Origin of the sequence: Caballeronia zhejiangensis (assembly GCF_000698575.1) — a bacterium.
Lineage (GTDB): Bacteria > Pseudomonadota > Gammaproteobacteria > Burkholderiales > Burkholderiaceae > Caballeronia > Caballeronia zhejiangensis.
Genome location: NZ_JFHD01000042.1, coordinates 22,516 through 34,972, shown reverse-complemented (window position 1 = coordinate 34,972; position 12,457 = coordinate 22,516). Strand labels below are relative to the sequence as shown.

Sequence of the window (12,457 nt, the reverse complement as noted above, 5' to 3'; positions counted from 1 at the left end):
GCGCTCAGCCCTTGTTGTCGACCGTGCCCGCGCCGATGTTGCCGGTCACGGCAGGTTCCGTGGAGGCGTCGGGCGCCTGCGTTTCGGCCTGCATCTTCACGAGGCGCACGCGGTCTTCGCGGCGCACCTTGACCTGCTGGCTGACGGTTTGGGTCTTCTTGTCCTTCTTGTCGCGGATCGTGAGCGAGATCGCCGCGATGATCGCAACCAGCAGCACGAGGCCGGCGATTTCGAACGCGAAGATGTAGTCGGTGTAGATGACCTTGCCGATCAATTGCGTGTTCGACATCGCCGCTGCGCCCGTCACCGCCGTCGACGTTTCGGGTGTGATCGTGCCGCCGTAGCCGTGCCAAAGGATCAGCGCGGTCTCGATCACGATGATCGCGCCGACGATGCTCGCGAGCGGCACGAAGCGCCTGAAATCCTTGCGCAGGACATCGATGTTGATGTCGAGCATCATGACCACGAACAGGAACAGCACCATCACGGCGCCGACATATACGAGAACCAGCAGAATCGCGAGGAATTCGGCTTGCAGCAGCATCCAGATCGCGGCCGCGTTGAAGAACGCGAGCACGAGGAAGAGCGCGGACGACACCGGGTTGCGCGAAGTGATCACCTTCAGCGCGGAAACGACCAGCAGCAGCGCGAAGATATAGAACAGTACGGTTGTGAATTCCATGATTACCGGTTCATCGTTAGGCCATCATCAGGCATGGTGTGTCGGCGCTTTCGGACAGGAGCCGCCCTCGGCGCGCGCCGCAGTGTGCCAAACAGCAACAACAAAATCGCTACGGTGCGATGCCGGAACATGAGGCTCGGGCATCGGACGCATATCAACGATAAGGCGCGTCGGCCGCCTTCGATGCGGCGATTTCCGTTTCGTAGCGATCGCCCACCGCAAGCAGCATGTCCTTCGTGAAATACAGGTCGCCGCGCTTTTCGCCGTGATATTCGAGGATGTGCGTTTCGACGATCGAATCGACCGGGCAGCTCTCCTCGCAGAAACCGCAGAAGATGCACTTGGTCAGGTCGATGTCGTAACGCGTGGTGCGACGGGTGTTGTCCGCGCGCGTTTCCGATTCGATCGTGATCGCCATCGCCGGGCACACCGCTTCGCACAGCTTGCAGGCGATGCAGCGCTCTTCGCCGTTCTCATAGCGGCGCAGCGCGTGCAGACCGCGAAAACGCGGCGAGATCGGCGTCTTTTCTTCCGGGAACTGCACCGTGATTTTGCGCTGGAACGTGTAACGTCCCGTCAGCGCAAGACCCTTGAGCAACTCGGTCAGGAAGAAGGTCTTAAAGAAGTTCTGAATAGCATTCATGATGTTTTCGTCCGCGCTCGCTTACTTCCAGATGTTGAGCGGCGACATGATCCAGAAACCGACCACGACCACCCAGATCACCGACACCGGCAGGAACACCTTCCAGCCGAGACGCATGATCTGGTCGTAGCGGTAACGCGGGAATGTCGCGCGCGCCCAGATGAAGACCGACAGCAGCAGGAAAACCTTGAAAACGAACCAGAATACGCCCGGAATGAACGACAGGAAGCCGAACGGTGCATCCCAGCCGCCGAGGAACAGCGTCGCTGCGATCGCCGAGATCACGATCATGTTGATGTACTCGGCGAGGAAGAACAGCGCGAACGCCATGCCCGAGTAATCGATCATGTGACCGGCGACGATTTCCGATTCGCCTTCCACCACGTCGAACGGGTGACGGTTCGTTTCCGCGATGCCCGAGATGAAGTACACGACGAACATCGGCAAAAGTGGCAGCCAGTTCCACGACAGGAAGTTGATGCCCCAGCCCGCGAACATGCCGCGCTGCTGCGAGTGCACGATGTCGGACATGTTCAGCGTGCCCGCGACCATCAGCACCACGACGAGCGCGAAGCCCATCGAGATTTCGTAGGACACCATCTGCGCCGCGGCGCGCATCGCGCCGAGAAACGCGTACTTCGAGTTCGACGCCCAACCCGCCAGAATCACGCCGTACACGCCGATCGACGAAATCGCCATGATGTACAGCAGACCCGCGTTGATGTCGCCGAGCACCGCTTTCGCCTGGAACGGGATCACCGCCCACACGGCGAACGCCGGCACCACGGTCATGATCGGTGCGATCACATAGATCCACTTGCTCGCAGCCGTCGGCTGGATGACTTCCTTGAGCAGAAGCTTCAGCACGTCGGCGATCGGCTGCAGCAAGCCTGCGGGGCCGACGCGGTTCGGGCCGAGACGCACGTGCATCCAGCCGATAAGCTTGCGTTCCCAGAGAATCAGGTAGGCCACGCACAGCAGGATGACCACCGAAACCACCAGGATGCGGACCACCGCCCACACCGTCGGCCATGCGACGCCCAGAAGCTGCGTGCCGCCTGCGTTGATCGTATCGAACAAGCCCATTTTTACGCCTTCTCCACTACCAGTTCACCGAACAGGCCGCCGAGCGCGGCGCCAGCCGTCGTGCCCGCCGACACGCGGACCACCGATTCCGCGAGATTCGCATCGCGGACCGCGGGCAACGTCACCGACAGATTGCCTTGGCGAATACGCACTGCTTCGCCATCCTTCAGACCGAGCTTGTCGAAGAGCGCGGTCGGAAGGCCCGCCACGTTCGCATCGCGTGCGGCTGCCGTCAAATGTAGCGACGGCGCGCGTCGCACGAGCGCATCGGCGTGATAGATCGGTACATCGGCGAGACGCTGCAAGCCGCTGCCGTTCAACACGACGTTCGATGCAGCGCGCTTGGCCTGCACCGTCGTCTTGTTCGACAGACGCGCGGTCAGATCGCCCGTGCCCAACGCCGCGACACGCACTTCGTCAGCGGTGTCGAACTCGAAGCCCGGCAGGCCGAGGATCGTGCCCAGCACGCGCAACACCTTCCAGCCCGGACGCGTCTCGCCCAGCGCGCGCACGACGCCGTTGAACGACTGAGCCGTGCCTTCCGCGTTGACGAACGTGCCCGACGTTTCCGTGAACGGCGCGATCGGCAGCAGCACGTCCGCGTAGTCCATGCCGTGCTTGAACGGCGACATCACGACGACCATTTCCGCTGCCTTGAGCGCGGCGATGGCTTGCGCCGGATTGGCCGTATCGAATTCCGGTTCCGCGTTGAAGAGCACGTAGCCCTTGCGCGGCTGCTCGAACACTTCGCGCGCGTTGAGACCGCCCTCGCCCGGCAATGCATCGACGAGATGCGCGCCGACCGAGTTCGCCCCTTCCGTCAGGAAGCCGAGCGTCGCGCCGGTATTGTCGGCGATCCACTGGGCGGCCGCCTGAATCTGCGCGAAATCCGGATGCTGAACCGCGAGGTTGCCGAGCAGCACGACGCGCTGTTCGCCCGCCGACAGCGACGCCGCGACGTCCTTCGCCGCGGCCGACACTTCGCGACCCGCGAATGCGTCCGGCAGCGCGACGCCGCGCGCTTCCGAAACCGCCGCAGCGATGCCCGCAAGCTGATCGAGCCACGCCGACGGCGCCGCGACCAGGCGATGCGCGGTCGGGATCAGCGAGTCGTCGTTGCTTGCGTTGAGGAACGTGAGCTTCGCGCCGTTTTTCGCGGCCTGACGCAGACGCGCGGCAAACAGCGGATGATCGCGACGCAGGAACGAGCCGATGACGAACGCAGTGTCGATAGTCGACAGATTCGCGATCTTCGTGCCGAGCCACGGCGCGCCGACGCCGACCGGCGCCGAGAAATCGTTCTGACGCAGACGGAAATCGACGTTCGGCGTGCCGACGCCTTCAGCCAGCGTCTTCAGCAGATGCAGTTCTTCGACCGTGCTGTGCGGCGTGGCCAAAGCGGCGATGGCATTCGCGCCGTGATCCGCCTTGATGCCCTTCAGGCCCTTCGCGACGTACTCGAGCGCGGTCTGCCAGTCGGTTTCGATCCAGTTGCCGCCCTGTTTCAGCATCGGCGTGGTGAGACGCTCGTCGCTGTTCAGGCCTTCGTACGAGAAGCGGTCCTTGTCGGAGATCCAGCATTCGTTGATGGCTTCGTTCTCCATCGGCAGAACGCGCATCACGCGGTTGTTCTTCACCTGCACCACGAGGTTCGCGCCGACGGAATCGTGCGGGCTCACCGACTTGCGGCGCGACAGTTCCCATGTACGGGCGCTGTAGCGGAACGGCTTGCTCGTCAACGCGCCGACCGGGCACAGGTCGATCATGTTGCCCGACAGCTCCGAATCCACGGTCTTGCCGACGAACGACGTGATTTCCGAATGCTCGCCACGGCCCAGCATGCCGAGCTCCATCACGCCGGCGACTTCCTGGCCGAAGCGCACGCAGCGCGTGCAGTGGATGCAGCGCGACATCTCTTCCATCGAGATGAGCGGACCGACGTTCTTGTGGAACACCACGCGCTTTTCTTCGCTATAGCGCGACTGCGACTTGCCGTAACCGACGGCCAGATCCTGCAATTGGCACTCGCCGCCCTGATCGCAGATCGGGCAATCGAGCGGGTGGTTGATCAGCAGGAATTCCATCACCGACTGTTGGGCCTTCACGGCCTTGTCCGACGTCGTGCGGACGATCATGCCGTTCGATACCGGCGTGGCGCAGGCGGGAACGGCCTTCGGCATCTTTTCGACTTCGACGAGGCACATCCGGCAGTTCGCCGCGATCGACAGTTTCTTGTGATAGCAGAAGTGAGGGATGTACGTATCGACCTTGTGCGCAGCCTGGATCACCATGCTGCCTTCAGGCACCTCGACCGCCTTGCCGTCAATTTCTAGTTCAACCATGATGGATAAAGATCCTCAACCCTTCTCGAGCGTTGTCGCGCATCTGACTGCGCGCCTGATTACGCGGTAAGCGCTTCGGACGGCGCGTGATGCGCGTGCCCGCCGACGAGACAATGCTTGTGCTCGACGTGATATTCGAATTCGTCCCAGAAGTGCTTGAGCATGCCGCGCACGGGCATCGCCGCTGCATCGCCGAGCGCGCAGATCGTACGGCCCATGATGTTCTCGGCGACCGAGTTCAGCAGATCCAGATCTTCCTTGCGGCCGAGACCGTGCTCGATGCGATGCACGACGCGATACAGCCAGCCCGTGCCCTCACGGCACGGCGTGCATTGGCCGCACGACTCTTCATAGTAGAAGTACGACAGGCGCAACAGCGAGCGCACCATGCAGCGCGTTTCGTTCATCACGATGACCGCGCCCGAGCCCAGCATCGAGCCGGCCTTCGCGATCGAGTCGTAGTCCATGTCGGTCGCGAGCATCATGTCGCCCGGCACGACCGGCGCGGATGAGCCGCCCGGAATCACGGCCTTGATCGACTTGCCGCGCACGCCGCCCGCCAGTTCCATCAGCGTCGAGAACGGCGTTCCGAGCGGAATCTCGTAGTTGCCCGGACGGTTCACATCGCCCGAGACGGAGAAAATCTTCGTGCCGCCGTTGTTCGGCTTGCCGATCTCGAGGTAATTCTGCGGGCCGATTTCCAGCAGGAACGGCACCGCCGCGAACGTCTCGGTGTTGTTGATCGTGGTCGGCTTGCCGTACACGCCGAAGCTCGCCGGGAACGGCGGCTTGAAGCGCGGCTGGCCCTTCTTGCCTTCGAGCGATTCGAGCAGCGCGGTTTCTTCACCGCAGATGTACGCGCCGTAACCATGGTGCGCGTACAGCTCGAACGAGAAACCCGAGCCCAGGATGTTCGCGCCCAGATAGCCGGCCTGACGCGCTTCTTCGAGCGCCGCTTCGAACACGCGATAGACTTCGAAAATCTCGCCGTGGATATAGTTGTAGCCGACGGTGATGCCCATTGCATACGCGCCGATGGCCATGCCTTCGATCAGCGCGTGCGGATTCCAGCGCAGGATGTCGCGATCCTTGAACGTGCCCGGCTCGCCTTCGTCCGAATTGCAGACGAGATACTTCTGCCCCGGAAACTGACGCGGCATGAAGCTCCACTTCAGGCCGGTCGGAAAGCCCGCGCCGCCGCGGCCGCGTAGACCCGACGCCTTGACGTCGGCGATCACCTGCTCGGGTGGAATCTTTTCTTCGAGAATGCGGCGCAACTGCTTGTAGCCGCCGCGCGCGACGTAATCTTCGAGATGCCAGTTCTCGCCATTGAGGCCAGCGAGGATCAGCGGCTTGATGTGACGATCGTGGAGTGACGTCATTTCGAAAGTTCCTCGATCAACTGGTCGATCTTCTCGCGGCTCATGAAGCTGCACATGCGATGGTTGTTCACGAGCAGCACAGGTGCGTCGCCGCACGCGCCGAAGCACTCGCCTTCTTTCAGCGTGAACTTGCCGTCGGGCGTGGTCTCGCCGAAATCGATTCCAAGCTTCTGCTTGAGATATTCGGCAGCGCTGTCCGAACCGCCATCCGGGCCGAGCTGGCAGGGCAGATTCGTGCAGAGCGTGATCTTGTGCTTGCCGACCGGCTTCAGCTCGTACATCGTGTAGAACGTGGCGACTTCCTGCACCGCGACCGGCGGCATGCTCAGGTAATCGGCCACGAACTGCATGATTTCGGGCGAGAGCCAACCATGCTCTTCCTGAGCGACAGCGAGCGCCGCCATCACCGCCGATTGCTTTTGCTCGGCGGGATACTTCGCGACCGCGCGATCGATTTCTTTCAGGCCTTCAGCTGAGATCATTTTCAGACACGACTCTTTCAATTCCTACCGAACGAAAACCTGCCGCGCCCTTCGTATTGCGGCAGACCTGGCGTTCCTGCGGGTTCCTGTTATTGCTTTCGCGTTTCTTGCGCAGCGGCTCGGCGAGCCGACCGCGCAGGCGCCGATGAATCAGCGATCGATCTCGCCGAACACGATGTCTTGCGTACCGATGATCGTCACTGCGTCGGCGATCATGTGGCCTCGCGCCATTTCATCGAGCGCTGCGAGGTGTGCATAGCCCGGCGCGCGAATCTTCAGGCGATACGGCTTGTTCGCGCCATCCGAGATCAGGTAGATGCCGAACTCGCCCTTCGGATGCTCGACCGCAGCGTACGTTTCGCCTTCCGGCACATGGAAGCCTTCGGTAAAGAGCTTGAAATGATGAATCAACTCTTCCATGTTGCTCTTCATGCCGACGCGCGACGGCGGTGCAACCTTGTGATTATCGACCATCACAGGGCCAGGATTCTTGCGCAGCCACGCAATGCACTGTTTGGCGATGCGCGTCGACTGGCGCATTTCTTCCACGCGCACCAGATAGCGGTCGTAGCAGTCGCCGTTCACGCCGACGGGGATGTCGAAGTCGAGCTGATCGTACACTTCGTACGGCTGCTTCTTGCGCAAGTCCCACTCGATGCCCGAGCCGCGCAGCATCGCGCCGCTCAAGCCCATCTGCAACGCGCGCTCCGGGCTCACCACGCCGATGCCCACGAGACGCTGCTTCCAGATGCGGTTGTCGGTGAGCAGCGTTTCGTACTCGTCGACACAGCCCGGGAAACGATTGAAGAAGTCCTCGATGAAGTCGAGCAACGAGCCCTGACGGTTCTCGTTCATCTTGTCGAGCGCCTTCGCGTTGCGGATCTTCGACGCCTTGTATTGCGGCATCGCGTCCGGCAGATCGCGATAGACGCCGCCCGGACGATAGTACGCCGCGTGCATGCGCGCACCCGACACCGCCTCGTAGACGTCCATCAGATCTTCGCGCTCGCGGAACGCGTAAAGGAAGACCGCCATCGCGCCAACGTCGAGCGCGTGCGAGCCGATCCACATCAGATGGTTCAGCACGCGCGTGATTTCGTCGAACAGCACACGGATGTATTTCGCGCGGATCGGCACGTCGATGCCGAGCAGCTTCTCGATAGCGAGCACGTAGCCGTGCTCGTTGACCATCATCGACACATAGTCCAGACGGTCCATGTACGGCACGGACTGCAGGAAGGTCTTGGTCTCGGCGAGCTTCTCGGTCGCGCGATGCAGCAGACCGATGTGCGGGTCGGCGCGCTGGATCACTTCGCCGTCGAGTTCCAGCACGAGGCGCAGCACGCCGTGCGCTGCCGGGTGCTGCGGGCCAAAGTTCAGCGTGTAATTCTTGATCTCTGCCATGGCGTTCTCTTAATGTTTCAGACCGCCATAGCGATCTTCGCGAATCACGCGCGGCGTGATTTCGCGCGGTTCGATCGTCACGGGCTGGTACACCACGCGCTTCTCTTCCGGGTCGTAGCGCATTTCGACGTAGCCGGAAATCGGGAAGTCCTTGCGGAACGGATGGCCGATGAAACCATAGTCCGTGAGAATGCGGCGCAGATCGGGATGGCCTTCGAATACGATGCCATAGAGGTCGAACGCTTCGCGCTCGTACCAGTTCGCCGACGTCCAGATATCGACCACCGAAGCCACGATGGGCACTTCGTCGTCCGGAGCGAATACGCGCACGCGCACGCGCCAGTTGTGCGTGATCGAGAGAAGATGACTGACTGCCGCGAAACGCGGACCGTCGTAGACGCCGTCGCCATACGTCGAATAATCGACGCCGGAGAGGTCCATGAGCTGCTCGAAGCGCAGCGACGGGTCATCGCGCAACTGCTTGCAGACGTCCAGATAGTCGGCCGCCTTGACGACGACCGTCACCTGACCCAGCGACTCGGTAATGCTCTGGAGACGGCCGCCAAACGCCGTCTCGAGGTTCGCTTTGAGGGTCTCGAGTTTGCTTGCCATAGTTTGGGGAGACTCAGGCCCTTACTGACGGGCGATGGTGTTGGTGCGGCGAATCTTCGCCTGCAACTGGATCACGCCGTAGACCAGCGCCTCGGCGGTCGGAGGACAACCGGGAACGTAGACGTCGACCGGGACGATCCGGTCGCAGCCGCGCACGACGGAATACGAATAGTGATAGTAGCCGCCGCCGTTCGCGCACGAGCCCATGGAGATGACCCAGCGCGGCTCGGCCATTTGGTCGTACACCTTACGAAGCGCGGGCGCCATTTTGTTGCAGAGCGTGCCGGCGACGATCATCACGTCCGACTGGCGCGGGCTCGGGCGGAACACCACGCCGAAACGGTCCAGGTCGTAACGGGCGGCGCCCGCGTGCATCATCTCGACCGCGCAGCATGCGAGACCGAACGTCATCGGCCACAGGGAGCCGGTGCGCGTCCAGTTGATGAGCTTGTCAGCCGTGGTGGTGACAAAGCCTTCCTTCAAGACCCCTTCGATACTCATTTGTTTTCCACTCCAGATGAGCAGCCAGCCAAAGCCGCCCATGAATCCGGTGATCTAACTGTCATTCCCAGTCGAGTCCGCCCTTTCTCCAGATGTAGGCGAAACCGAGCAAAAATTCGAGCAGAAAAATCATCATCGCGATGAAACCAGGCCAGCCGATATCGCGCAGGGAAACACCCCACGGGAACAGGAACGCCGTCTCAAGGTCGAAAATGATGAAAAGAATCGCGACGAGATAGTAACGCACATCGAACTTCATACGCGCGTCTTCGAACGCTTCGAAGCCGCACTCGTACGGCGCGTTTTTCTCGGTGTCGGGCTTGTTGGGACCGAGGATCTTGCCAATGCTGACCAACGCTATACCTAAACCAAGGCCCACCAGAAGAAACAAGAAGACGGGGTAATAGGGTGCGAGGTTCAAGGCTATCCTCAGATCGGTAGATGTGGCCTGTAATTGATTGGGGCGCTTCAGCCGGGACGGACCACCCGGCAGGAGATATCACTTGGGACCGCTCACGATATCAGCACAACGTGACAACCGCTTTGATGTTGTCGATGCCGCCGCAAAAACGTAAGCGTACTCCAGAAGTGACAATGCCAGCCGAAGCGATGCAAGCGGCTGGCATTGGATAACTTTGGTGCCGACGGCGAGACTCGAACTCGCACAGCTTTCGCCACTACCCCCTCAAGATAGCGTGTCTACCAATTTCACCACGTCGGCACTGTACTGCAATCCGGGAAAACTACTTCTTAATTGCCGCGAATCGCTTCAAGACTTGAATTATAACTGGGCCCTTGGAATTGTTCAACGCACAAAATGCAAAATCCGCGAAAAATCTGTTCCGTCGTTATTTGGGCACGTCAGCACCCGGCGCCGACGATGCAACCGGTGCCGACACAGGCGCAGACGCTCCCGATGCGGCCACGGCCGGAGCCGATGCCGGCACAGGAGCCACACCGCCCAACACACCCGCGGACGTCTGCGGCTTATAGCTTCCGAGATAGGTCAGCGCCAGCGTCGTCACGAAGAAGATCGCGGCGAGAATGGCCGTGGTACGCGACAGGAAGTTGGCCGAACCCGTCGCACCGAACAGACTGCCCGATGCGCCGCTACCGAACGCCGCGCCCATGTCCGCGCCCTTGCCGTGCTGGAGCAGCACGAGGCCGATTACACCCAACGCCGACAGCAACTGAACGACGATAATCAATGTCTTCAAATACAGCATTTCAACTCACCCGATTCCTGATGTTTCCGTGACACCTTCGTGTCGCACTATGCTCTTTCGCCTGCCCTGCCCGCTCGCCGTTCGACGCTCAATGCGTCACGGTTTGCGCCGCCCGGCAGATCGCCAGAAAATCTTTCGACTTCAGCGACGCGCCGCCAATCAGCCCGCCGTCGATGTCTTTCTGCCCGAACAGCTCTTCCGCGTTTTCCGGCTTCACGCTGCCGCCATACAAGAGCGGCACGTTCGCAACCGTTGCGCCCTTCTCCAGGAGCTTGTGACGCAGAAACGCATGAACATCCTGCGCCTGCCCCGGCCGCGCGGTCTTGCCCGTACCGATCGCCCAGACCGGTTCGTACGCGACCACGATGCCCGCCGCCTGCTCTTCCGTGAGCGCCTGCAACACGGCTTCGAGCTGCGTGCCGATGATCCGCTCCGTCGTGCCCGCCTCACGTTCTTCCAGCGTCTCGCCGACACAGACGATCGGCGTAAGGCCCGCTTCGATCGCGCGCTGCGCTTTCGACGCGACGAGTTCCGGACTTTCGCGATGATACGCGCGTCGCTCCGAATGCCCGACGATCGCGTACGTGACGCCGAAGTCCGCCGCCATCTCGGCCGCGACTTCGCCGGTGAACGCACCGCCCGTATGCGCCGACACGTCCTGAATGCCCCAGCGCACCACCGAGCCGCTGAGCAGCGCTTGCGATTGCGCGAGATACGGACACGGCACGCACACGCCGACGCTCACGCCCTTCTGCAAAGCCGATGCGCCCGCGGCGACCTCGATCAGCAAGGTCGCATTTTCTCCGATGCGGCCGTGCATCTTCCAGTTGCCCACCACCAGTTTCGCTCGTTCTCTGGACATATGTCTCGTCAGTCGGTGGCGGCTTGTTGCATGCACGTGGTCAGCCGCCCTGTTATAAGAATGAACCGCTACGAACCGCAAACTGCCTGCAAAACAGGCGATTTTACTGTGTTACGACGAAACCGGTCAAACCATCAAAAGCGAGCCGCAAAATGAAACGCTCGCTCCCGGCGAATTTCACGCGTCGTCGCGCCAGTCGAGCACGATCTTGCCGACGTGCGTACTGCTTTCCATCAGTGCGTGCGCGGCGGCGGCATCGCGCGCCGGGAACACCTGATGGATCACCGGCTTGATGCGCCCCGCCTCGATTTCCGGCCAGACGCGCTCCTTCAGCTTCGCCGCGAGCTTCGCCTTGAATGCGACGGGACGCGGACGCAGCGTCGAGCCCGTGATGACGAGACGCCGGCGCAGCACGTCGTTCAGATTGATCTCCGCCTTCGCGCCGCCGAGCAGCGCGATCACGCAGATGCGCCCGCCGTCGGCAAGCGCCTTGAGCTCGCGCTGAAGATAGTCGCCAGCGACCATATCCAGAATGACGTCGACGCCGCGATCGTTCGTCAGCGACTTCACCACTTCGACGAAATCTTCCGTCTTGTAGTTGATCGCCCGCTCCGCGCCGAGCGCTTCGCACGCGCGGCACTTTTCATCGGTGCCGGCCGTGGCGAACACGCGAAAGCCGAGCGCTTTGGCGATCTGAATCGCCGTCACGCCGATGCCGCTCGACCCGCCCTGCACGAGCAGCGTTTCTTCCTCGCCGTTCTCGCCCGCGCCCAACTGACCGCGTTCGAACACGTTGCTCCACACCGTGAAGAACGTCTCCGGCAAGGATGCCGCCTCGATGTCCGACAGACCCTTCGGCACCGGCAGACACTGTTCGAGCGGGGCCACCGCGTATTCGGCGTATCCGCCGCCCGCGAGCAGCGCGCACACGCGATCGCCTTTTTTCAGACCGAACGGGTTGTGCTTCGGATCGAAATCGCCATCGACGATTTCACCGGCAACCTCCAGCCCCGGGAGATCCGACGCGCCCGGCGGCGGCGCATAAGCGCCCTTGCGCTGGAACACGTCCGGCCGGTTGACGCCGGAAGCGGCCACCTTGATCAACACCTCGCACTTGCCCGGCGCAGGCGTCGGACGCTCGCCGAGTTTGAGAACTTCGGGTGCGCCGAACTCAGTGATTTCGATGGCCTTCATATGCTCTCCCTGTGCCGCCCAGAGTTAGTGTGCATCCGAAC

General features: G+C 61.8%; 13 protein-coding genes and 1 tRNA gene. All 14 read right to left on the bottom strand.

Annotation, left to right across the window (positions count from 1 at the left end; genetic code table 11):
• Positions 1-4: 4 nt before the first annotated feature.
• On the bottom strand, positions 5-682 hold the full coding sequence (locus BG60_RS31150) for an NADH-quinone oxidoreductase subunit J (RefSeq protein ID WP_008341733.1): 678 nt from the start codon (positions 680-682) through the stop codon (positions 5-7).
• Between the two features lie 154 nt (positions 683-836).
• A complete protein-coding gene (gene nuoI / locus BG60_RS31145; protein WP_008341734.1) occupies positions 837-1,325 on the bottom strand; it encodes an NADH-quinone oxidoreductase subunit NuoI in 489 nt (162 codons plus the stop codon).
• 21 nt (positions 1,326-1,346) lie between these two features.
• The gene (nuoH, locus tag BG60_RS31140) at positions 1,347-2,411 is read right to left on the bottom strand and encodes an NADH-quinone oxidoreductase subunit NuoH (protein WP_008341736.1); all 1,065 of its coding nucleotides are present in this window, start codon (positions 2,409-2,411) and stop codon (positions 1,347-1,349) included.
• 2 nt (positions 2,412-2,413) lie between these two features.
• Positions 2,414-4,753: an NADH-quinone oxidoreductase subunit NuoG gene (gene nuoG / locus BG60_RS31135; protein WP_008341739.1), complete on the bottom strand. Its 2,340-nt coding sequence runs from the start codon at positions 4,751-4,753 to the stop codon at positions 2,414-2,416.
• A 59-nt stretch (positions 4,754-4,812) separates the two neighbouring features.
• Positions 4,813-6,135: an NADH-quinone oxidoreductase subunit NuoF gene (gene nuoF, locus BG60_RS31130; RefSeq protein WP_008341740.1), complete on the bottom strand. Its 1,323-nt coding sequence runs from the start codon at positions 6,133-6,135 to the stop codon at positions 4,813-4,815.
• Complete coding sequence (gene nuoE, locus BG60_RS31125) at positions 6,132-6,617, bottom strand: NADH-quinone oxidoreductase subunit NuoE (protein WP_008341741.1); 486 nt, start codon at positions 6,615-6,617, stop codon at positions 6,132-6,134. The genes nuoF and nuoE overlap by 4 nt, the downstream gene beginning before the upstream one ends.
• Before the next feature lie 150 nt (positions 6,618-6,767).
• On the bottom strand, positions 6,768-8,021 hold the full coding sequence (locus BG60_RS31120) for an NADH-quinone oxidoreductase subunit D (protein WP_008341742.1): 1,254 nt from the start codon (positions 8,019-8,021) through the stop codon (positions 6,768-6,770).
• Positions 8,022-8,030: 9 nt separating this feature from the next.
• Positions 8,031-8,633: an NADH-quinone oxidoreductase subunit C gene (locus BG60_RS31115; protein WP_008341743.1), complete on the bottom strand. Its 603-nt coding sequence runs from the start codon at positions 8,631-8,633 to the stop codon at positions 8,031-8,033.
• A gap of 21 nt (positions 8,634-8,654) precedes the next feature.
• Positions 8,655-9,134, bottom strand: coding sequence for a NuoB/complex I 20 kDa subunit family protein (locus BG60_RS31110; protein WP_006052903.1), 480 nt, complete (start codon positions 9,132-9,134; stop codon positions 8,655-8,657).
• A 61-nt stretch (positions 9,135-9,195) separates the two neighbouring features.
• Positions 9,196-9,555 carry an NADH-quinone oxidoreductase subunit A gene (locus BG60_RS31105; protein WP_008341784.1) on the bottom strand — a complete coding sequence of 120 codons (360 nt, stop codon included), beginning with the start codon at positions 9,553-9,555 and terminating at the stop codon, positions 9,196-9,198.
• A gap of 215 nt (positions 9,556-9,770) precedes the next feature.
• A tRNA-Leu gene (locus tag BG60_RS31100) sits at positions 9,771-9,855 on the bottom strand.
• 127 nt (positions 9,856-9,982) lie between these two features.
• On the bottom strand, positions 9,983-10,360 hold the full coding sequence (secG, locus tag BG60_RS31095; RefSeq protein WP_008341785.1) for a preprotein translocase subunit SecG: 378 nt from the start codon (positions 10,358-10,360) through the stop codon (positions 9,983-9,985).
• 88 nt (positions 10,361-10,448) lie between these two features.
• Positions 10,449-11,222, bottom strand: coding sequence for a triose-phosphate isomerase (gene tpiA, locus BG60_RS31090; RefSeq protein ID WP_008341786.1), 774 nt, complete (start codon positions 11,220-11,222; stop codon positions 10,449-10,451).
• A 177-nt stretch (positions 11,223-11,399) separates the two neighbouring features.
• Entirely contained in the window at positions 11,400-12,416 is a 1,017-nt protein-coding gene (locus BG60_RS31085; RefSeq protein WP_034473898.1) for an NAD(P)H-quinone oxidoreductase, read from the bottom strand.
• Positions 12,417-12,457: the final 41 nt, after the last annotated feature.